This is a genomic window from Cytobacillus sp. FSL H8-0458 (genome assembly GCF_038002165.1).
Lineage (GTDB): Bacteria > Bacillota > Bacilli > Bacillales > Cytobacillaceae > Cytobacillus.
In genome coordinates this window covers 423,680-445,930 of sequence record NZ_JBBOBR010000002.1, presented here as the reverse complement: position 1 = coordinate 445,930, position 22,251 = coordinate 423,680, and the positions used below count along the sequence as shown (strand labels likewise).

The window sequence follows — 22,251 nt, the reverse complement described above, 5'->3', positions numbered from 1 at the left end:
TAAGGTAATAAAACGGAAAATGTCCGAAATAACTTTCAACAAGGGGGATCACAATGGACAGCAGCTTTATAGAGAAAATAACTCCCCAGCTGATCAAATGGCGGCGCACTTTGCATGCACTGCCTGAACTGGGGTTCATGGAGTACATCACTACATACCGGATCGGAAAAGAACTGGAAAAGATGGGTTTCAAACTTTATATAGGGAAAGACGCGCTTGAAGAGAATTCCCGTATGGGGCTTCCTGCACAATCTGATCTGGAGGCACAAGAGAAAAGGGCGAGGGAATGGGGAGTTGAAGAGTCCTGGCTTGATCAAATGCGCGGCGGCAATACCGGGCTTGTGGCAGTCTGGGATACTGGCAGAACAGGAGACCATGTTGGTTTCCGCTTTGATATTGACGCCCTGCCGATCAACGAATCTTCAGATCCTGCCCATCGTCCAGCTCAATACGAATTTGTCTCAAAAGAAGAGAATGTGATGCATTCGTGCGGACATGACGGGCATACCGCCATCGGCCTTGCGGTAGCTCAGTATATTTCTTCCTATAGTGACCAGCTTAAGGGCCGTTTTACCCTTTTGTTTCAGCCGGCAGAAGAAGGTGGACGAGGGGCTCGGGCCATGACAGGCAAAGGCTGGCTTGATGATGTTGATTATTTTTATTCAGGCCACATTGGCATTAAATCCCTGCCCGTTGGAACAATTGCAGCTACAACGCCGGGATTTCTGGCTTCAACTAAATATAATGCCTACTTTAAAGGAGTTTCCTCACATGCCGGCATCAATCCCGAACTCGGGAAAAATGCTTTATTGGCAGCGACAACAGCTGCTAACAACCTTTACGGCATTCCGCGCCACCATGATGGTGTCACCAGGGTGAATGTTGGGAAGCTGGCCGCAGGAAGCGGCAGGAACATCATCCCGGGAGACAGCTATATGGAAATTGAGGTGCGTGGTGAGACTCCGGAAATTGCACAATATATGGCTGAAAAAGCAACCCGGATTCTTCAGGCGGCAGCAGATATGCACGATGTGTCCTGCACACTCGAAGCAGTCGGAGTTACGGAAGTGGTTGTCTGTGATGAAGAGCTGATCCCGAAAATTACCGAATGGTGTGCATCAAGCGAGCTTGTGAAGGAAGTGCTGCCATCTGTCCCTGTCTCCGGATCGGAAGATGTCAGCTTTATGATGAACAGGGTCCAGAAGCATGGCGGCAAAGCTACGTTTATGCTGTTTGGGACGAAGCTTGATTATCCTCACCACCATCCTCAATTCGATTTTGACGAAGGTGCTTTACTGGTTGCGGTCGATGCTTATATTCATATCTTAAATGGCGGTTCGGCCATTTAGAATTAAGGGAGGAAATCATGAACTTTACAAAAACCTTTTTGGCAGAAAATAAAGAGACATTTGAAAAAATAAGCGAGTATATCTATCATCATCCTGAAACTAGATTTGAAGAGTATGCATCAGCAGAATTCCTGGCTTCTGAATGTGAAAAAGCAGGCTTCCAGGTTGAACGGAATGCTGGAAATATTGAAACCGCTTTTGTAGCTTCTTACGGAAGCGGAGCTCCTGTTATTGGTTTTCTTGGTGAATTCGATGCTCTGTCCGGATTGGGGCAGATGCCAAATAAAACTTCGTACGAGCCAACCGAGCTGAATATCGGCCATGGCTGCGGGCATAATCTGCTGGGGACCGGAGCGTTTGCGGCAGCCTGTGCAGCAAAGAAATATTTAGAAGAAAACAATCTGCCTGGGACGGTTAAGTTCTTTGGCTGTCCGGGTGAAGAGGGCGGTTCCGGAAAAACCTTCATGGTCCGCGAAGGAGTATTTGAAGGGGTGGACGCAGCTTTAACATGGCATCCATCTCCGGGAAACAGCATCATGAGCTTATCCAGTCTTGCAAACTATCAGGTTTATTTCAGATTTAAAGGCTTGTCCTCACATGCGGCGAACTCGCCTCATCTTGGACGAAGTGCCCTCGATGCGGTCGAGCTCATGAACGTAGGAGTGAATTACCTTCGCGAGCATGTCGTGCCTGAAGCCAGAATGCATTACGCCATTACCAACACAGGGGGCATCTCGCCGAATGTCGTACAGGCAGACGCCGAGGTCCTTTATCTGATCCGGGCGCCAAAGGTTCAGCAGGTGGACGAAATCTATAAACGGATATGCAAAATCGCGGAAGGTGCAGCCCTGATGACAGAAACAGAGCTTACCATTGAGTTTGACAAGGCCTGCTCTAATTACATTCAAAACCGTAGCCTTGAAAAAATTCTCTATCAAAGTCTTCAGGAAGCTGGCATCGATAAACCGGATGAAGAAGAAAAGGCCTTTGCCGAAAAGATTTGGACAACCCTGTCAGATGGTGAGAAAGAAAGCTATTTAGATATTTTAAGAGGGTTTGGCTATGTGGGGGACGGCAGTGAATTTGAGGGGAAATACCTGGCTGAAACCATCTCAGCCTATGAACCTTCCAAAGAAGTCCTTGCCGGCTCTACCGATGTCTCAGATGTAAGCTGGGTTGTTCCAACCGCACAGCTGACAGCCTCAACATCAGCATTGGGAACACCGCTGCATACCTGGCAGATGACCACACAAGGCATCAGCAGCTATGCCCACAAAGGGATGCTCCGGGCAGCAGAAGCCATGGCATTAACCGGTGTAAAACTGCTGACCGACCAGGAAAAATTGGAAGCTGTTAAACAGGAATTTAAAGAGTTTAAGGAAGCTAATCCTTACACATGTCCAATTCCGAAAGAGGTTAAGCCTTCTGCTTTAAAGTAGGCTCCCATTTGGACGGGAGCGAGTGAGTCTGAGCTGGAGCAACTTCGGACAGAGAAAGCAGAAATACGGGGTTTTGAGTCCGAACCCGAGGCAACTTCGGACAGAGAAAGCAGAAATACGGGGTTTTGAGTCCGAACCCGAGGCACCTTCGGACAGAGAAAGCAGAAATACGGGGTTTTGAGTCCGAACCCGAGGCAGCTTCGGACAGAGAAAGCAGAAATACGGGGGTTTGAGTCCGAACCCGAGGCACCTTCGGACAGAGAAGCAGAAATGCGAGCATTAGGGTCCGAACCCGAGGCACCTTCGGACAGAGAAAGCAGAAATACGGGGTTTTGAGTCCGAACCCGAGGCAACTTCGGACAGAGAAAGCAGAAATACAGGGTTTTGAGTCCGAACCCGGATTACCCGAGGGGTGAATCTCAACCCGGCGAGTTTACCAGAACGCGAAAGCAAGCAGAAAACCAACGAGGCTTCATTCATAAGCAGCAAAATCCAAAAACAGAAAAGCGAGGGGAGTATATGAAAACAGAAAAACAAGGAAAGAAAGTGGTAACGGAAAGCAAAAAGCCAGGGATTGCCCAGCGGTTCCTCAATGGAGTCGAAAAGGTAGGAAACAAGCTCCCGGATCCATTTATATTATTTGCCGGGCTCGCAGTGCTTGTCATTATTGTTTCAGCAATATTTAGCGCCTTTGGTGCTACTGTTGTCCACCCAGGGTCTGGAGAAGAGCTGGAGGTTAAAAATCTGGCGTCTGCAGAAGGTCTGGAGTTTATTCTAACGTCCATGCTCGATAACTTCACGGGATTTGCGCCGCTTGGACTGGTTTTGTCCATGATGCTCGGAATCGGGCTTGCCGAGAAAGTCGGCATGCTGGATTATGCCATTAAGAAAACAATTTTAAAATCACCTCCTGCATTAATCACGTACACTGTTGTGTTTGTCGGGATCATGGGAAATATCGCATCAGATGCCGCGATGGTTCTGGTGCCGCCGCTTGCAGCAATGGTGTTCTATAAAATCGGCCGTAACCCGATTGCCGGTTTGGCAGCAGGGTATGCATCAGCTGGTGCCGGTTTTACAGCTAACCTGCTGATTGCAGGAACAGACGCACTTTTGGCAGGGATTTCAACAGAAGCTGCAAAGATTATTGACGAGAATATTGTCGTTACACCAATTGATAACTGGTATTTTAATATTGTTTCCGTATTTGTTTTAACCATTGTCGGCGGACTTGTCACGACGAAATTCATTGAACCGCGCCTTGGAGAATACAAAGGCGATGAGGTTAAAGAAGCTATTACAGAAGATCCGCCTAAAGCCGGCAAGGCCCTGAGGAATGCAGCAATTGCCGGATTCGCCTATATTGCCCTTATTGCAGGAGCGATCTTTATACCAAATAGCCCGTTAACTAATGAAGATGGCGGACTTGTTCCATCTCCATTTCTGGATGGCATTATTCCAATCATTCTCTTCTTCTTCATTATTATCGGAACTGTTTATGGAGTAACAGTAGGCAACATTAAGAGCAGTAAGGATGTGGCAAATTTCATGGCAGAGGCTATGAAGGATTTAGCATCCTATATTGTCTTAATCTTCGCAATTGCTCAATTTATCGCTTACTTCAGCTGGTCTAACATCGCAACATGGGTAGCGGTTAATGGAGCAGAGTTCCTGAAAGATGTGGAATTTACCGGAATTGGCCTGATTATCGGCTATATTATTTTTACAGCTTCCCTGAACTTCCTGATCACTTCAGGTTCTGCGAAGTGGGCGCTTGAAGCACCAGTTTTCGTTCCAATGTTTATGCAGCTTGGCTACCACCCTGCATTCACGCAAGTGGCTTACCGTATAGCAGATTCATCTACTAATATCGTGACACCGATGATGCCATATATGGTTATCGCCCTGTCGTTTATGCAGAAGTATGACAAAAAAGCGGGAATTGGAACATTTATTTCCTTAATGCTTCCGTACTCGGTTACGTTCCTGATCACGTGGATCATTATGCTTTTAGTATTCGTCTTCTTTGGAATCCCGTTTGGTCCGGGAATCGGTCCTTATCTATAAGAATAGGATGTGGTTAAAAAGTGAGTAATCTTGAAAATCAATTAAAAGGGTGGCGGCGTGATTTTCACCGTTATCCAGAGGGAGGCTTCCTGGAAATGCGGACAGCCTCCATTGTCGCATCGATCCTGGATGAGCTTGGCTTCGGGCTGGAAATGGGCAGGCAGGTAATGGCCGCTGATTATTTTATGGGGAAGCCGAATCAAGAAGATACAGCAGCACATTATCAATGGGCACTCGAAAATGGGGCGAAAAAAGATTATATTGAACCCTTCAAAGATGGATACACAGGCATTGTCGCGACAATGGATACGAAAAAGGAAGGGCCGACCATTGCCTTCCGTGTGGATATGGATGCATTGCCAATCCATGAATCAGAAGCAGACAGCCATTTTCCGCAAAAAGAAGGATTCAGGTCTGCAGTTCCAAACACCATGCATGCCTGCGGACATGATGCCCATACAACCATCGGGCTTGGCCTGGCAAGCTTGATTGCTGAAAATAAAGACAGCCTTAAGGGGAAAATCAAACTGATTTTTCAGCCTGCCGAGGAAGGCACCCGCGGGGCCCGTTCGATGGCCGAAGCCGGAGTTGTTGACGATGTGGATTATTTAATTGCTTCTCATATCGGCACAGGAGTTCCAGATGGACATTTTGTGGCATCAAAAAACGGATTTCTTGCTACATCGAAACTTGATGTAACGTTTAAAGGAGTTTCTTCCCATGCAGGCGGAAATCCGGAAGAGGGGAAAAACGCCCTGCTGGCAGCCGCTTCTGCCGCTCTGAATATTTACGCTATTCCGCGTCATTCAGAAGGGGCAACCCGCATCAACGTGGGTGAATTGCATGCAGGCTCAGGCCGCAATATTATCGCAGATAAAGCGGTGCTGAAAATTGAAACACGCGGGGAAACGACTAAAATTAACGAATATGTCAAAGCCCAGGCCGAAGCTGTTATCGCAGGATCAGCCCAAATGTATGGAGTAGAATACAAGATTCATACTGTGGGGGAGGCCATTAGTGCTCAAGGTTCAGAGGAGCTGGCATCCGTCCTGCATGCATGCGCACAAGAAGCTTCCTATATAAAAGAAAGCATTTTTGAAGACAATTCACCTGCAGGTTCTGAAGACGCAACCTTCTTCATGGAGCGTGTTCAGCAAAATGGAGGACAGGCCACATACTGCATTTTCGGTACAGAACTGGCAGCAGGCCATCATAACGAGAAGTTTGATATTAATGAAGAAACGATGATGAATGCCGTTCAGCTGCTGTTTGAAGCTATAAAAAAATTTAATTAAGAATTGGATGAGGCAGAGCAATCTGCCTCATTTTAGATCAGGGAGGAGTGTTAAAGATGAAAGAATGGCTGGATACGCATCTGAAAGCGTTGAATTTAACAGACAGCATGAACCAGGCAGAAGGGTTCTGCCGCTTAGGCTACACGGAAGAAGAATGGCGGGCCATTGAAGTATTTGTTTCCATTGCTGAGGATATCGGTTTGAAGGTTCGAAGAGATGAAGCGGGGAATGCGATTGCCCGCTGGGAAGCTGAAGATTCATCACCTGCTGTTGCCGTAGGTTCTCACGTGGATACGGTAAAAGGCGGAGGAGGCTATGATGGAGTGGCCGGCGTCCTTTGCGGTCTGGCTGCCGTAACGAAATTGAAAGAAGAAGGGTTCCAGCCTGCTTCACCAATAGAAGTCATTTGTTTTGCATCTGAGGAATCATCCCGTTTTGGAGTATCAACCATTGGCAGCAAGGCAATGAGCGGCCTCCTTAATAAGAATGAAGTGGAAGGTGTAACGGATGAGGATGGCATCACCATCCGCCAGGCAGTCGAGGACATGGGACTGTCATGGGATGCAATTGAAGAAGCTGAACGGCCGGAGTCAGCTTTAAAAAGTTTTATCGAGCTTCACATTGAGCAGGGAACAAGAGTGGAAGACGCCGGCGCGGACTTTGGAGCAGTAACGGCAGTTGCCTGTCCAATCCGCTTAAAGATAATCATCAATGGACAGATGGGGCACACAGGAACGACGCCAATGGGCAAACGAAAGGATGCCTTTGTCGCGGCCGCACCTCTCGTTCCATTCATATCAGAGACAGCTCTTGCTTTATCGGATTCCAGTGCGGTCCCGATTGTGGCAACAGCAAGCACCTTTGATCTAAAGCCGAACGCCATGAATGTGATTCCCGGAACGGTTGAGCTTGGAATTGATATCCGCAGTGTGGATGATTCACTGAAAAAAGAAATGGAGAAGTTGATCCGTGAAAAATGTCATCAGCTTTCAGAAACTTTTGGTGTTACAATAGAAGTAAAAACGCTTGTTCATAATCCATCCGTTCAGCTTGATGAGGCGGTGATGCGAAAATTGCAGCAATCAGGTGAAGCGTTGGGATACAAAGCCTTGGTGCTTGAAAGCGGCGCAGGCCATGATGTGATGAACATGGCGGTCAAATGGCCTTCAGGGCTTTTATTTATTCCATGCAAGAATGGCCTCAGCCACCATCCTGAGGAGTTTGCCTCTATTGAAGATCTGGAAATGGGAACAAAGATTATCGCACACTATTTAAAAACTGAAACAAGCATATAAAGAAGAAGCAGGTGGAAAAGAATGAAGATTCGCGTTGGGGTAGTGGGACCGGGAGACTCCGTTGGACACATTCTTGCCTTGTCGCGTGAATACAGCGAGCTTGAGATGATTCCATACATTTATAAGGAAACAAAAGAAACGGAAAAGATTATCAGGGAACATAAAACGGAAATCGATTTATGGTTTTTCTCCGGACAGGCCCCTTATTTTTACGCGCGTTCAAAAGGGCTGATCGGGGAAGAAAACGCCCATTATCCCCCTCTATATGGCTCCAGCCTGCTGGGAACACTCCTTGAAGCGCATATCAGGGAAGGCGGATTTCAGCAGGCAAGCTTGGACACCATTCAGGAATCTGAGCTGGATACACTAAAGAATACATATTTTTTAGGAGATTTGAACATCCACACATTTTCTTACAATGAATACGAACCGGCAGAGGAAATCATCCGTTTTCATAAAAAGCTTTATGAGGAAGGACAAACGGAGGTCGCATTGACTTGTGTTCAGGAAGTCCACGATCGGCTGAGAGAGCAGGGGATTCCCTGTTACCGGGTGGTACCGTCACCTGTTGCAATCAAACTTGTGCTCCGCTACTTAAGGGAAAGAGGCCAATCCAACTGGTATAAACGCTCCCAGATAGCGATTATGGGAATGGAAGTCGTTCACTCTCCAAGCTCCCTCGAAGAGCAGCATTTTACCTATGAAATGAAGCGGCATGAGCTGGAAATCAAGCAGGTCATGCTTGACTATGCCGAAAAAGTGCAAGGCTCCTTTGTGCAAATTGGGGATGGATTATTCTTTATTTATACAACCAGGGGCGAATTGGAGATGCATTTTCAGGAAGCGTCCATGTACTCTCTTATTGAAGAAGCGAAAATCCACAGCAAGCTGAAGGTCAGAATTGGTGTGGGCTACGGGCTGACGGCATATGATGCAGAACAGAACGTCCGGCTCGCCCTCCAATATGCACGCGACCAGAAAGCTTCTCCTGTGATTAGTGTCGATGAGAACAAGGAAATTAAGGAACACCTTTCCGAGAGCGGCGAAGAAGCAATTTCCTACCAGCAGCGCATCTGGGGAGAGGAATGGGAAGAACGCTTTAAAGGCGCCAAAATCAATCCGGCAATCGTATCCAAAATCGAATACCTTTCAAGGCACTATCAAAAAAAGATCGTCACGGCACAGGAAGTCTCAAGATGGCTGAAGAACACCGAACGCAACTCAAGAAGGATTATGGCTGAGCTTGAGAGGCTGGGGCTTGCCAAAGTGACGGGTGAAGAACAGCCCGGGCAGCGCGGGCGGCCGCGGAAGGTTTATGAGTTGAAGCTTTGAAAAACAGGAGCTTAATGTGATTGAATAAAAGTTTAATCAAACATTTCAAAAAGCCTGGCTGATTATTCAGCTGGGTTTTTTGGTTTTTTTAACTTTTCAAACAGGCAGATATGTACTGATGGAAAAATGTTCAAGACTATTGATCTAAATAAGAAATGAGGTATAAAAATCTTAATTTCCCGAAAATTCGACTTTTATATTAGTTAGTTAACGCAGAAATGTGATATAGTTAAATTAGTAACAGGTCATAATAGTTAGCAATAAAATAGCAATGGGGGTTTACACTTGTTAACAAATCATCTCGATTTTCGTCTTGAGCCGAAGGTAAGGGAATTGTATGAGGAGCATAAAAAGCGTGCTGAAAAAATAGATTGGGGTTATCACGAATTTCTTCCATGGGATAAAGCCCAGGATTTCCGGCGTGTACCATGGGATGAAAGCCAGGTGACGCTACCGGAGTCTGTCATTACCGCTGTGGAGACAGCTCTCCTGACAGAAGTGAATCTCCCGTGGTTCACCTCTTATTTGGATCAGACATTTAAAGGGTCATTGAGTGTTATTAAGGAATTTGTGCATACCTGGACAGCGGAAGAGGATCAGCACTCCAACCTGCTTGAAACCTATCTCTTAATCACGCGTAATGTCCATCCGGGCAGGCTTCACCAGCTGCATAAGCAGACAGTCGAAAACGGCTGGAATCCTGATTTCCATACGCCATTTGAAACGATGGTTTATACCTCCATGCAGGAGCTGGCCACCATGGTGTTTTACTATAATGTAGCAAAGGTGGCAGGACCTCATGACAAGGATTTGTCCAGCCTGCTGAGGCGTTTGGCTAAGGATGAGACCCTGCATTATACTTTTTACAGAGACGTTATTAAACATCACCTGCAATTAGAGCCTAACTATTGCTACTACCTGGCGAACGTCATTATGAACTTTAAAATGCCGGGTGCAGTCATGCCTGATTTTGAAAACCGGATGGCTATCATCGCAAAAGAGGCCAACTATGGTCCGCTTGAATACTTTGATCAGGTTCTCGATGTCATTATAGACTATTGGGAAATTGAAAAGCTTCGGCCGATCGCACCTGAAGCAGAGAAAGCAAGACTTGATATCCTAAACTATCATGCCCGCCTCAAAAAGGTTCGGGATCGATTTTACAGCAAGAAATAATTTATAGAACCGGCGTTGCTGGTTCTATTTTTATTGGAAAAGAACCGAATTGTGAACGCTGCAAATAGAATCTGGATTTCTGCAAATAGAATCGCAAACTTACAAATAGGGTTCTTCATTCCGCAAATAGTAGCGGTAAACTTGCAAATAGAAAGTAAAACCTGCAAATAGCACACCATTTACAAATAAATAGAACCGGCGTGATGGCTGGTTCTATTTTTGTTGGAAAAGAACCGAATTGTGAACGCTGCAAATAGAATCTGGATTTTTGCAAATAGAATCGCCAACTTGCAAATAGGGTTCTTCATTCCGCAAATAGTAGCGGTAAACTTGCAAATAGAAAGCAAAACCTGCAAATAGCACACCATTTACAAATAAATAGAACCGGCGTGATGGCTGGATCTATTTTTGTTGGAAAAGAACCGAATTGTGAACGCTGCAAATAGAATCTGGATTTTTGCAAATAGAATCGTAAACTTGCAAATAGGGTTCTTCATTCCGCAAATAGTAGCGGTAAACTTGCAAATAGAAAGCAAAGCTTGCAAATAGCACACCATTTACAAATAAATAGAACCGGCGCGATGGCTGGATCTATTTTTGTTGGAAAAGAACCGAATTGTGAACGCTGTAAATAGAATCTGGATTTCTGCAAATAGAATCGCCAACTTGCAATTAGAGTTTCTCATTCTGCAAATAGTAAGAAAAACTTGCAAACAGAAAGCAAAACCTGCAAATAGCACACCATTTCCATTAAAAAACTCCTCACCGAGAGTTTTGCAGCCCTCTTAATCGGGAATTTACCCCAATAAAACCACTTGGAGGTAATCAGTATGCTTCAATTCATAGAATCCCGCTCACCCTCTACCATTGCCCTCGCTTTCAATGGCAATGCAACAAAGGAAGATGCTGAAAAGCTTGATCAATACGTGAGAGAGAATTTTAAAGATGACCAGAAATTCAATATCCTCGCCATCATGACGGATGTAGACGGAACAAGTTTCCAGGGTGCAACGGAAGGAATGGAATTTGATATAAAAAGGTGGAAGCAGTTTAATAAATTCGCTGTTGTCAGTGATAAAGACTGGATAGGCACAGTCTCAAAGGTCACGAACTACCTGCCGGGGATCGCGGTTGAATACTTTGAAGGCCATCAGCTTGAGGAAGCCTGGTCGTGGATATTGAAATAGCCCTATTCCTTTTGGAAGGGCTAACTTCTATGTTAGATCGCAGGATATTAGGCACTTAAGCTTTCCTTCAATGCCAAGGTGACAACCCGTCACATCATTCCCCTAGAAAATTCCACCTTGACACTACTAATCTTTTCTGAAATAATAGTAGACAATTAAATACTGGTACCTTTAAATCAGTCCCGTGAGGCTGACAAGGACAGCGGAAGTATGATGACCAATGGGTGAGGTATATCCTGCCCAAGGGTTCTTCATGCGGGAAAAAGGCTTCTTGTCGGAAAACGGCGAGAAGCCTTTTTCTTTTTCCATCCACTTACTATCGAAGATCCTTCGGTACCAGTTCAAAAAACGATTGGAGGAATTGGTATGAAAAAAGTAGATTTGGATTTTTCGTTAGAAGCGGTACCTCAAGGGCACCGCAATGGATTTTGGAAAATGCTTGTGGTGATGCTCGGACTGACCTTCTTCTCAGCCAGCATGTGGTCAGGCGGAACGCTTGGAACAGGATTAACGTTCATTCAGTTTATCGGAATCGTTCTGGCAGGCAACTTGATTTTGGGTGCTTATACAGGAGCACTTGCCTATATCGCAGCTAAAACCGGATTATCAACGCATCTGCTTACCCGCTATGCTTTTGGTGAAAAAGGATCCTATCTATCATCCTTCCTGCTGGCTGCCACCCAGGTTGGCTGGTTCGGAGTTGGGGTAGCGATGTTTGCACTGCCGGTTCAAAAAGTAACAGGCATTGATGCGTATCTTCTGATTGCGGTGGCAGGTCTCCTGATGACAGGCACAGCCTTCTTCGGTATGAAGGCACTGGCAATCTTAAGCTTCATAGCAGTACCTTTAATCACTATTCTTGGAAGCTTCTCCGTTTTTAAAGCAACCGAAACAGCAGGCGGTCTGGAAGGACTTATGCAATATCAGCCAACAGAGGCCATTAGTCTGGCAGCTGCTTTAACAATTTGCGTCGGCTCGTTTATCAGTGCGGGCACGCTGACTCCTGACTTTGCGCGATTCTCAAATACAAAGCGTTCAGCGGTAGTATCAACCGTCATCGCCTTCTTCATCGGAAACTCGATTATGTTCCTGTTCGGTGCAATCGGTGCGATTGCAACAGGGCAATCGGATATCTCAGAAGTTATGTTCATCCAAAAATTGATTTTCCCGGCGATTCTGGTTCTTGGGTTAAATATCTGGACAACGAACGATAACGCTCTATATGCATCAGGCTTAGGATTTGCGAGCATTTTGAAAATCCGAAAAGGAAAGGTTGTCATCTTCAACGGGATTGTCGGAACGATTGCGGCCATGTGGCTGTACAACAACTTTGTCGGCTTCCTGACGATTCTGGGATCAACACTCCCATCAATCGGAGCTATTATCCTGGCAGATTACTTTATCGTAAACCGCGGAGAGTACAAGAAGTTTGCAGATATGAAGTTTAAGGCCGTTAACTGGATCGCGATCCTTGCATGGGCAGCCGGCGTAGCTGCGGCAAATTTTGTACCGGGAATTCCGCCAATCAACTCGCTGTTAGGATCAGCAATCACATTTGTCCTGGCATCAAAATTGGCTGCTTCTTTACAAGGCAGAAATACAGTCAGGGAAGGGGAACTAAGAAGTGATTATTAAAAACGCGAAACTCAGAGGCCGCGAAGGCTTATGGAATATAACGATACGAGATGAAAAGATTCATAGCTTATCACAAGGTGAAGTTGATGCCAGCCAGGAAACTCTGGACGCTGCAGGTTCCCTGGTTTCGGCACCCTTCATCGAACCCCATATTCACCTGGATACAACCCTGACTGCAGGCGAGCCGGAATGGAACCAGAGCGGAACATTATTCGAAGGCATTCAAAGATGGGCACAAAGAAAAGAAACTCTGACACATGAAGATGTGAAAACAAGGGCCAAAACGGCATTGAAATGGCAAATTGCACAGGGAATACAGCATGTCCGCACACATGTGGATGTAACAGATCCCAGTCTGACTGCTTTAAAAGCCCTGCTGGAAGTAAAAGAAGAAATGGCTGACTATGTGGACCTCCAGCTGGTAGCTTTCCCGCAGGAGGGAATTAATTCTTATCCAAGCGGCGCAGAGCTCATGGAGGAAGCGCTGAAAATGGGGGCTGATGTAGTAGGAGGCATTCCTCATTTCGAGTTCACAAGGGAGTACGGCGTTGCTTCAATGAAAACGGCCTTTGATCTTGCCGAAAAATATGACCGCCTTGTCGATATCCATTGCGATGAAATCGATGATAAACAATCGCGCTTTGTGGAAGTTGTGGCTGCGGAAGCCTATGAACGCGGATTGGGCAGCCGGGTAACAGCCAGCCATACAACGGCAATGGGCTCTTATAATGATGCTTATACCTACAAACTGTTCAGACTGTTAAAGCTATCAAACATAAACTTTGTCGCAAACCCGCTCGTAAACATCCATCTGCAGGGACGCTTTGATACGTATCCGAAGCGCAGGGGAATTACAAGAGTAAAAGAACTGCTCGAAGCAGGGCTGAATGTTAGCTTCGGCCATGACGACATCTTCGATCCATGGTATCCGCTTGGCACCGGCAATATGCTGCAGGTGCTCCATATGGGCATCCATGTGTCACAGCTGATGGGGTATGAGCAGATTGTTAACTCGTTTGACCTTATAACAAATAACAGTGCTAAAACATTAAATATTGAAGAGAAATATGGAATTGAAGAAGGAAAGCCGGCCAATCTGATTATTCTTGATGCGGAAAATGAGTATGAAGCAATCAGGAGGCAGGCGGCTGTCAGGTATTCGATAAGAAATGGAAAAATAATTGCTGAAACGAAACCCAGCCAGACATCAGTGGTGTTTGGTGAAGAAAAAATGAAAGTAGATTTTCATAAATGATAGAAGAATGACTGGCTCAGGCTGACTGGGTCAGTTTTTTTGCTTATCCATAAAATTATTAGAAAGTACGGAAATTAATGTAATCGCTTACAATCCTGGTGGTAAAGAAGCTGATAAGACAAGCTTTACAAAATAAACATTTCGACTCTAAAAATATAGTAGAATATTTCGATAATCTAATATATACTAATTTTTATTAAAAAGTATGAAAAGTCTAAAAATAAGACTTTTTCTTACTTTCATCTACATAAAAATCACAAGGGGGAAAAACGATGAAAGGCAAGTCTTCACTAGTTTTAAGCATTTTACTGATTCTTTCATTGCTGCTTTCAGCATGTTCCAGCAGCGGTGAAAAAGCATCAGGCGGCAGCAGCAGCGAACCAAAAGAGGGAGGCTCATTAATTTATGCCCGCGGTGCTGACGCTATTGGGCTGGATCCCATAAATGTAACGGATGGCGAATCCATCCGTGTAACAAGCAATATCTTTGAAACACTGTTTGTTTATGACGAAAATCTTGAAGTCCAGCCGGGATTAGCCGAATCTCACAAAGTCTCTGACGATGGACTGACATGGACCATTACACTGAAAAAGGGCATCAAGTTCCAGGATGGAACCGATTTTAATGCAGATGCAGTCGTGTTCAACTTCGATCGGTGGATGGATCCTGAAAACCCCTACCACAAAGGGGATTTTCCTTACTACCCTTTCTTGTATGGGGGCTTTAAAGGAGACCCTAACCATAAGATCGAGTATGTAAAAGCAGTTGATGAATCAACAGTAGAGTTTAAATTAACGGAAAAGACAGCTCCATTTATCAGCTATTTGGCTATACCTATGTTTGGAATTGCAAGTCCGGCGGCGATTGAAAAGCATGGTGACAAATTCTATCAAAATCCAGTGGGAACTGGCCCGTTCGTATTTGATAGCTGGAAAACCAATGACAAAATCGTCCTTAAGAAAAATGAAGATTATGCAGGTGAAGGGCCATACCTGGATGAGCTGATTTTCCGTGTAATTCCGGAGAATTCCTCACGTCTTACTGCTCTTCAGGCGGGGGAAGTCGATATCATCGATGGGTTAAATCCGGATGATGCAACGACCATTGAAGCTGATTCAAACTTAAGTCTTGTCAAGCGCCCAAGCTTTAACATCGGCTACATGGTTCTCAACACACAAATGGCCCCTTTTGATGATGTTAAAGTCCGTCAGGCAGTTAATATGGCCATTGATAAACAGGCGATTGTGGATGCGTTTTATAACGGCTATGCCGAAGTGGCGAAAAACCCATTCCCATCCGTGCTTTGGGGCTATAATGACAGCATTGAAGACTACAAATTCAATGTGGAAGAAGCGAAAAAACTATTGGCAGAAGCTGGTTATCCAGATGGATTCAAGACCCAGCTTTGGGCGATGAGCAACCCAAGGCCGTATATGCCTCAGCCAATGAAGGTGGCAGAAGCCATCCAGTCAGATCTGAAGAAAGTTGGCATCGAAGCAGAGATCGTAACCTATGAATGGGCAACGTACCTTCAAAAGTCAGGAAACGGGGAACACCCAATGGGCTTATACGGCTGGACAGGCGTTATGGCCGATCCGGATAACTTCCTGTTCCCGAACCTGAGTGCAACAAATACGGAGAAACCTGCCAGCAACCGTGCGTTCTATGAAAACGAAGAATTCACGAAGCTTTTGCAGGACGCCCGTGTAACATTTGACCAGGAAGAACGGGCAAAGCTTTACCAAGAGGCTCAGGAAATTTTTCATAAAGATGCCCCGTGGGTGACGCTTGCACATACAACACCGCCAATCGCAATGGCAGCCTATGTCCAGGGATTCACTGCACACCCAATGGAAGATGATGACTTTACGAAGGTTTACTTAACGAATTAACAGCCAGAGCCCCTGCGTTTGCGGGGGACTCTTTTCATATTTAAGGGAGGGTTTCACTGTGTATGAATTATTAAAAGGTTTATGCGATATCGTAGGTCCAAGCGGTTTTGAACAGGATGTTCAAAGATTTATTTTAAATGAAGTGAAGGATTATGTGGATGAATATCACGTCGATTCAGTCGGGAACCTGATTGTGAAAAAGAAAGGAAATAACCCGGATTTTCCTTCTTTAGTCATTGCAGCCCACACCGATGAAATTGGGTTTATCGTGAAAAAAATTGAAGAGAATGGGTTAATTCGATTTGAGAAATTAGGCGGATTCGATGATCGTATTCTTTTATCACTGCCGGTTAAGGTCCGTTCTGAAAAAGGCAATGTGGATGGAGTGATCGGAACCATTTCAGCCCACTATGTGAAATGGGATGATCCAAAGCGCATTTCCAGCCACCGCGACCTGTATATTGATATCGGCGCCCGTACAGCAGAAGAAGCCGTGGAAATGGGAATCAAGATTGGACAGCCCATCAGCTATGGCACCGAGTTTAAGAAAATAGGAAAAAACCGCGTTACGGGCAAAGCTTTGGACGACCGGGCAGGCTGCGCCCTATTGATTCGTCTGCTCCAAAATATTGGAGGAAATGGGGCGCAGCATGGCGACATTTATGGTGCCTTTACGGTTCAGGAGGAAGTTGGGTTAAGAGGAGCATCCGTTGTATCTGCTGCTGTAGAGCCTGACTTTGCGCTAGCCCTAGATACAACGCCAACCAGCGACACCTTTGATGTCCTGATGACAGGCACGAGAATCCTTGGCAACGGTCCTTGCATTAAAATCGCTGATAAATCACTGATTGCCCATCCGCTTGTCACTCAGCACCTCGAAAAAGTGGCTGAAGAAGGGGATATACCATATCAGCATGAAGTCTTCATGGGAATTGGAACAGATGCCGGCGCCATACATATGACGAACAAAGGCGTCACTGCAGGGGTGATCTCCATCCCGTCCCGCTATACGCATACACCAATTGAAGTAGTGGATTTGGATGATATGGAAAACTCCTACAAGTTGCTGCACGACTTTGTGGTGACATTGAATCAGCTGCAGGGGAAGACGTTTTTGGATACTTAATCGTATCAGAGAAGACAGGGGGCAGGCTCTCTGTCTTTTTTTTATAAGATTCATCGTGCGAAACGGGCTATTTGCGGAATTCCCACCTCTATTTGCAGGTTTGGCCATTCTATTTGCAGGTTCACCCGGTCTATTTGCAAAATGAGCATCCCTATTTGCAGGATTCCCAATTCTATTAGTAATGTTCACATTCACACATCACATCTGCCAAACTCCGAAACTGGAATCAGTCTATCTTTTCAAAAGTATTATTTTCTATTAAAACCGGCAGCATCTGCGTGCTGGATTGCTCTATTTGCAAAATGAGCATCCCTATTTGCAGGTTTGGTCATTCTATTTGCAGGTTCACCCGGTCTATTTGCAAAATGAGCTTCTCTATTTGCAGGATTCCCAATTCTATTAGTAATGTTCACATTCACACATCACATCTGCCAAACTCCGAAACTGGAATCAGTCTATCTTTTCAAAAGTGTTATTTTCTATTAAAACGGCAGCATCTGCGTGCTGGATTGCTCTATTTGCAAAATTCCCACCTCTATTTGCAGGTTTGGTCATTCTATTTGCAGATTCACCCGGTCTATTTGCAAAATGAGCTTTTCTATTTGCAGTATTCCCAATTCTATTAGTAATGTTCACATTCACACATCATAGCTGCCAAACTCCAAAACTGGAATCAGTCTATATTTTCAAAAGTGTTATTTTCTATTAAAACCGGCAGCATCTGCGTGCTGGATTGCTCTATTTGCAAAATTTCCACCTCTATTTGCAGGTTTGGCCATTCTATTTGCAGGTTCACCCGGTCTATTTGCAAAATGAGCTTCTCTATTTGCAAGTTTCCCAATTCTATTAGTAATGTTCACATTCACGGGACAAGGAACAGTCAACCTGTCCCCAAAAGCAGCGGCCCGGCTGGAATTGATCTGTCTGTCATTAGTTAAAATCAATCAAACGTTTGATTGATTTTTCAGCTAAAAACAAATGAATATTTTAACAATTTATAATTTTAAGTTGAAATTACAGCGCTTACATTGTATATTGAATACGTATTCAAAAACTAGAAATTTCAGAAAGATGGTGAGCGATTGGAGAGAATAGCTGTACTTGGGTGCGGCACGATGGGCCATTCAATTGCGCTTAACGCGGCCTGGGCCGGACTGAGCGTGACAATGCAGGGAATCAGCGAGGCAGACCTGGAACAGGGCTGGACCAACATGCTGAAGAAGCTTGAGGTTATGCTCAATAACGGTATTTTATCCGAATCGGAAGCTGGCCACATTCAGGAAAATATTAAAATGACTGTCTCTGTTGAAGAAGCAGTTCAGGGTGCTACTTTCGTGATTGAAGCTGTACCGGAAAACATTCAATTAAAGATTGACTTATTTAAGCGTCTCGACACTCTTTGCGGTCCCGATGTCATTCTCGCAAGCAATACTTCTGGCCTCAGTCCGACGGAGATTGCTTCAGAGACTGCCCATCCGGAACGCACGGTAGTGACACACTTCTGGAATCCGGCTCATCTGATTCCTCTCGTCGAAGTTGTTCGCGGTGAGAAGACCGGCGATGAAACAGTGGAAAGATCTTTTCAGCTCTTAAAGCAAATGAAGAAAAAGCCGATTGAAGTGAAAAAAGAGGTTCCCGGTTTTGTCGGCAATCGCCTTCAATATGCACTTTTCCGTGAAGCCCAATACCTTCTGGAGGAAGGCATTGCAAGCAAAGAAGATATTGATGATGCCGTTACTTACGGAATTGGGCGCAGGCTGCCGGTTTCAGGCCCGCTGATGACCGCTGATATGGGCGGGCTGGATGTCTTCTCTGCCATCTCTGATTATCTGTTCCAGCACTTATCCAGTGCAGAGGAATCTTTGCCGGCACTAAAGAAGCTTGTGTCAGAACAGAAGCTCGGCGACAAAACGGGTGAAGGCTACTACAAGTGGGATGAAGCTTTTTCCAAAGAGTACAATCAGAAAAGGGAAGCTGAGCTCATCCGTTTTTTAAAGAAGGATCTGGGAATCCAATAAAGCTGATGGAGGAATGGCATGAAGAACTTTCCTGACCTGGAGAATAAATCGGTAATCGTGACAGGCGGAAGCAAAGGAATCGGAAGGGATATCGCCATGTCCTTTGCCGAAAACGGTGCGAAGGTTGTGATTGTGGGGAGAAATGAAGACGCACTCCGTCAGACAACCGATGAGCTGAAAAAAATTAACGCCAATAGCTATTATGTTTCCGCTGATTTAAATAATGTCTCAGAGATTAAAAGAATGACAGAAGCAGCAGTGGATTATATGGGCTCTCTCGATGTGCTGATCAATAACGCCGGAATTAACCGGGCTAAGCCTGCCATGGAAGTGACAGAAGAGGACTGGGACCTGACGCTTGATACCAATTTGAAGGCAGCGTTTTTCTGCAGCCAGAAAGCAGCCGAGTATATGATCCCGAATCAATCCGGCAAGATTGTCAACATTGCTTCCCAGATGGCGTTTGTCGGCTATTTCAAACGGGCGGCCTATTGTGCCAGCAAGGGCGGTATGGTGCAGCTGACAAAAGCGCTTGCAGTGGAATGGGCATCTCACGGCATTAATGTTAATGCCGTGGCTCCAACCTTTATTGAAACGGAGCTGACTTCGAAAATGTTCGAAGACAAGGAGTTCGAAAAGGAAGTCTACAGCAGGATTCCGCTAGGAAAGCTTGCGGATGCCGGGGATGTCTCAGCTGCCACCCTATTCCTTTCTTCCAATCTATCAAAGTTTATTACAGGCGATACGATAAAAGTAGATGGCGGATGGACAGCCATTTAAAAATTTTTCCTTAATTTTGCATACGTATTCAATAATAAAAACAGGAGTGATATCAAAATGGCAACTTTCTTAAAACAAGGCAAGAACGATCAAGAGGTACAGGAAGCAGATGTAAAAGTAAGAGAATCAGTAAGTGCTATTCTTAAAAATATTGAAGAAAACGGAGATGCAGAGGTTCGCAAGCTTTCCGAGCAATTTGATAAATGGTCACCGGAACAATTCAGACTATCTGAAGAGCAAATCAAGGAAATTGTTGCATCTGTACCTGAACAGACAATCAATGATATCAAGTTTGCGCAGGAACAAATCCGCAATTTCGCCGAGCATCAAAAAGCATCATTGAAAGATATTGAAGTCGAAACATTGCCTGGTGTGTTTCTTGGACACAAAAACATTCCAGTAAACAGTGTCGGCTGCTATATTCCCGGCGGACGCTACCCAATGGTTGCTTCCTCCCACATGAGTGTTCTGACTGCGAAAGTGGCAGGCGTTAAGCGCGTGATTGCCTGCACACCTCCAATTAAAGGAGAGATCCCTTCTGCAACAGTTGCAGCTATGCATCTTGCTGGCGCTGACGAGATTTACCTTCTTGGCGGGATTCAGGCGATGGGTGCGATGGCAATCGGAACAGAAACCATCGAGCCGGTTGATATGCTGGTTGGACCAGGGAATGCGTTTGTAGCGGAGGCGAAGCGCCAGTTATACGGAAGAGTGGGAATCGATCTGTTTGCCGGCCCAACTGAGGTTCTGGTCATTGCCGATGAAACGGCTGATGCCGAAATGGTCGCAACAGACCTTTTAGGACAGGCAGAGCATGGACCAAACTCTCCGGCATGCCTAATTACAACATCTGAAAAGTTAGCAAATGAAACAGTAACAGAAATCGAGCGCCAGCTGGAGACTCTCCCAACAGCAGATGTTGCAGGCGCGGCATGGAAGGATTACGGTTCGATTATTCTTGTAGACAGTCTGGAGGAAGCGGTAGTAGAAGCGGATAAACTGGCTTATGAGCATGTGGAGGTTTTAACTGAAGATCCGAACTACTTCCTTGAAAACATGACAAACTACGGTGCACTATTCCTTGGGCCTGAAACAAATGTTGCTTACGGTGATAAAGTAATCGGAACAAACCACACGCTTCCAACGAAAAAAGCAGCCCGCTACACTGGCGGACTATGGGTGGGCAAATTCCTGAAAACGTGCACATACCAGAGAACAACTCCGGAAGCGAGTGCGAAAATCGGTGAATATGCATCCCGTCTATGTGACCTTGAAGGCTTTAAAGGCCACCAGGCACAGGCTGATCTTCGTGTAAAACGCTACAGCAGTCTCGTGAAGTAAGCAAAATCTGTTATAATTTCTCTGTCTAGATTCGGGCAGGAGGAACACGCGTTGAAAAATAAAAAAGTGACAGCCATGGATGTCGCCCGATTGGCAGGCGTTTCCCAATCGAGCGTATCCCGGGCTTTTAGTGAAAATTCAAGTATCTCATCAAAAAAGAAAAAGCTTATTCTGGATGCTGCAGAACAGCTTGGATATCAGCCGAATGCCATAGCACGGGGCCTGATTACCAATCAGTCCCGCATCATCGGCGTTGTCATGCGAAATATCCAGAACCCTTTTTATCCGGAAATCCTTGATAAGTTTTACAGCAGGCTGGCTGAAAAAGGGTACAAGGTGATGTTTATCAACTCCCAGAATAACGAGATCCAAGAAGATGAAGTGAGCCATTTAATTGAATACAGCGTCGAGGGAGCCATCATCACAGATGCGCTACTGACCTCTTCGACTGTACAGAAGTTTACCCGCAATGGCATCTCGGTTGTCCTGTTTAACCGATATGTGAACGATTCCTTAAGCAGTGCTGTTGTATGCGATAACTTTGCTGCCGGGAAAAGGATTGGGCACTACTTGATAGAAAAAGGACATGAAAATCTCGCCTTTATCTCCGGACCGAAAAATACATCAACAACAGTTGATCGAAAAAATGGCTTCCAGGAAGCTTTGGCAGAACATGGCATCTCTTCCTTTTTAACCGAAAACGGCCTTTATTCATATGAAGGAGGATTTGCAGCAGCCCAAAAATTGCTGGAACAGGAAAAAAAGATTGATGCCATCTTCTGTGCCAATGATATATCCGCTTTTGGCGCAATGGATTATCTAAAAAAACAGGGAATCCGAATCCCTGAGGATATCTCTGTAGTAGGATTTGACAATGTGGCAATGTCAGATTGGTCATCTTATGAATTAACCACCTGGCACCAGCCGGTTGACGAAATGGTCGATTATTCGATTAACCTTCTTTTGGAGCATATTAACGGGGACACGGACACCCCTGAAATCCAAAGATTAAAAGGCCATTTGGTGGAGAGAGGATCCGTAAAGGACAGAAGGTAATGGAGAGA

Annotated in this window: 17 protein-coding genes; 16 read left to right on the top strand and 1 reads right to left on the bottom strand. The window is 45.3% G+C overall.

The window, feature by feature from the left end:
- The first annotated feature begins 53 nt into the window (after positions 1 to 53).
- The 12 genes from NYE23_RS23445 to NYE23_RS23390 all read left to right on the top strand — a co-directional run bounded on the left by NYE23_RS23445 (position 54) and on the right by NYE23_RS23390 (position 17,048).
- Complete coding sequence (locus NYE23_RS23445) at positions 54 to 1,349, top strand: amidohydrolase (RefSeq protein WP_341081642.1); 1,296 nt, start codon at positions 54 to 56, stop codon at positions 1,347 to 1,349.
- A 17-nt stretch (positions 1,350 to 1,366) separates the two neighbouring features.
- Positions 1,367 to 2,788, top strand: coding sequence for a M20 family metallopeptidase (locus tag NYE23_RS23440; protein ID WP_341081640.1), 1,422 nt, complete (start codon positions 1,367 to 1,369; stop codon positions 2,786 to 2,788).
- Between the two features lie 519 nt (positions 2,789 to 3,307).
- Positions 3,308 to 4,855, top strand: coding sequence for an AbgT family transporter (locus NYE23_RS23435; RefSeq protein WP_341081639.1), 1,548 nt, complete (start codon positions 3,308 to 3,310; stop codon positions 4,853 to 4,855).
- Positions 4,856 to 4,875: 20 nt separating this feature from the next.
- Positions 4,876 to 6,150 (top strand): M20 family metallo-hydrolase, encoded by a 1,275-nt coding sequence (locus tag NYE23_RS23430; RefSeq protein WP_341081638.1) that lies wholly within the window; start codon positions 4,876 to 4,878, stop codon positions 6,148 to 6,150.
- A gap of 56 nt (positions 6,151 to 6,206) precedes the next feature.
- Positions 6,207 to 7,445 carry a M20 family metallo-hydrolase gene (locus NYE23_RS23425; protein ID WP_341081635.1) on the top strand — a complete coding sequence of 413 codons (1,239 nt, stop codon included), beginning with the start codon at positions 6,207 to 6,209 and terminating at the stop codon, positions 7,443 to 7,445.
- Positions 7,446 to 7,466: 21 nt separating this feature from the next.
- Positions 7,467 to 8,777, top strand: a complete 1,311-nt coding sequence (locus NYE23_RS23420; protein WP_341081634.1) for a hypothetical protein — start codon at positions 7,467 to 7,469, stop codon at positions 8,775 to 8,777.
- 285 nt (positions 8,778 to 9,062) lie between these two features.
- The gene (locus NYE23_RS23415; RefSeq protein WP_035327741.1) at positions 9,063 to 9,953 is read left to right on the top strand and encodes an acyl-ACP desaturase; all 891 of its coding nucleotides are present in this window, start codon (positions 9,063 to 9,065) and stop codon (positions 9,951 to 9,953) included.
- An 830-nt stretch (positions 9,954 to 10,783) separates the two neighbouring features.
- Complete coding sequence (locus NYE23_RS23410; RefSeq protein ID WP_341081630.1) at positions 10,784 to 11,140, top strand: SpoIIAA family protein; 357 nt, start codon at positions 10,784 to 10,786, stop codon at positions 11,138 to 11,140.
- A 366-nt stretch (positions 11,141 to 11,506) separates the two neighbouring features.
- Positions 11,507 to 12,775, top strand: a complete 1,269-nt coding sequence (codB, locus tag NYE23_RS23405) for a cytosine permease (protein WP_341081629.1) — start codon at positions 11,507 to 11,509, stop codon at positions 12,773 to 12,775.
- Positions 12,765 to 14,030: a cytosine deaminase gene (locus NYE23_RS23400; protein WP_341081627.1), complete on the top strand. Its 1,266-nt coding sequence runs from the start codon at positions 12,765 to 12,767 to the stop codon at positions 14,028 to 14,030. Before codB ends, NYE23_RS23400 begins: the two co-directional genes overlap by 11 nt.
- A gap of 272 nt (positions 14,031 to 14,302) precedes the next feature.
- Entirely contained in the window at positions 14,303 to 15,922 is a 1,620-nt protein-coding gene (locus tag NYE23_RS23395; RefSeq protein WP_341081625.1) for an ABC transporter substrate-binding protein, read from the top strand.
- 58 nt (positions 15,923 to 15,980) lie between these two features.
- Positions 15,981 to 17,048: a M42 family metallopeptidase gene (locus tag NYE23_RS23390; protein WP_341081623.1), complete on the top strand. Its 1,068-nt coding sequence runs from the start codon at positions 15,981 to 15,983 to the stop codon at positions 17,046 to 17,048.
- Between the two features lie 450 nt (positions 17,049 to 17,498).
- Here NYE23_RS23390 and NYE23_RS23385 read toward each other — a convergent pair whose 3' ends face one another.
- Entirely contained in the window at positions 17,499 to 17,690 is a 192-nt protein-coding gene (locus NYE23_RS23385) for a hypothetical protein (RefSeq protein ID WP_341081622.1), read from the bottom strand.
- Positions 17,691 to 18,130: 440 nt separating this feature from the next.
- Between NYE23_RS23385 and NYE23_RS23380 the strand changes: the two genes are divergently transcribed.
- From NYE23_RS23380 to NYE23_RS23365, 4 genes are read left to right on the top strand one after another with little or no spacing between them, the layout of a single operon-like run.
- The gene (locus tag NYE23_RS23380; protein WP_341081620.1) at positions 18,131 to 19,066 is read left to right on the top strand and encodes a 3-hydroxyacyl-CoA dehydrogenase family protein; all 936 of its coding nucleotides are present in this window, start codon (positions 18,131 to 18,133) and stop codon (positions 19,064 to 19,066) included.
- 18 nt (positions 19,067 to 19,084) lie between these two features.
- A complete protein-coding gene (locus NYE23_RS23375; protein WP_341081618.1) occupies positions 19,085 to 19,846 on the top strand; it encodes an SDR family NAD(P)-dependent oxidoreductase in 762 nt (253 codons plus the stop codon).
- A gap of 57 nt (positions 19,847 to 19,903) precedes the next feature.
- Positions 19,904 to 21,187, top strand: coding sequence for a histidinol dehydrogenase (gene hisD / locus NYE23_RS23370; protein WP_341081616.1), 1,284 nt, complete (start codon positions 19,904 to 19,906; stop codon positions 21,185 to 21,187).
- Positions 21,188 to 21,238: 51 nt separating this feature from the next.
- A complete protein-coding gene (locus NYE23_RS23365) occupies positions 21,239 to 22,243 on the top strand; it encodes a LacI family DNA-binding transcriptional regulator (RefSeq protein WP_341081614.1) in 1,005 nt (334 codons plus the stop codon).
- The last annotated feature ends 8 nt before the right edge of the window (positions 22,244 to 22,251 follow it).

Coding starts and splice junctions, on each gene's coding strand:
- NYE23_RS23445 (WP_341081642.1), top strand. CDS start 54: ATGGACAGCAGCTTTATAGAGAAAATAACTCCCCAGCTGATCAAATGG.
- NYE23_RS23425 (WP_341081635.1), top strand. CDS start 6,207: ATGAAAGAATGGCTGGATACGCATCTGAAAGCGTTGAATTTAACAGAC.
- NYE23_RS23420 (WP_341081634.1), top strand. CDS start 7,467: ATGAAGATTCGCGTTGGGGTAGTGGGACCGGGAGACTCCGTTGGACAC.
- NYE23_RS23435 (WP_341081639.1), top strand. CDS start 3,308: ATGAAAACAGAAAAACAAGGAAAGAAAGTGGTAACGGAAAGCAAAAAG.
- NYE23_RS23410 (WP_341081630.1), top strand. CDS start 10,784: ATGCTTCAATTCATAGAATCCCGCTCACCCTCTACCATTGCCCTCGCT.
- NYE23_RS23440 (WP_341081640.1), top strand. CDS start 1,367: ATGAACTTTACAAAAACCTTTTTGGCAGAAAATAAAGAGACATTTGAA.
- hisD (WP_341081616.1), top strand. CDS start 19,904: ATGGCAACTTTCTTAAAACAAGGCAAGAACGATCAAGAGGTACAGGAA.
- codB (WP_341081629.1), top strand. CDS start 11,507: ATGAAAAAAGTAGATTTGGATTTTTCGTTAGAAGCGGTACCTCAAGGG.
- NYE23_RS23375 (WP_341081618.1), top strand. CDS start 19,085: ATGAAGAACTTTCCTGACCTGGAGAATAAATCGGTAATCGTGACAGGC.
- NYE23_RS23395 (WP_341081625.1), top strand. CDS start 14,303: ATGAAAGGCAAGTCTTCACTAGTTTTAAGCATTTTACTGATTCTTTCA.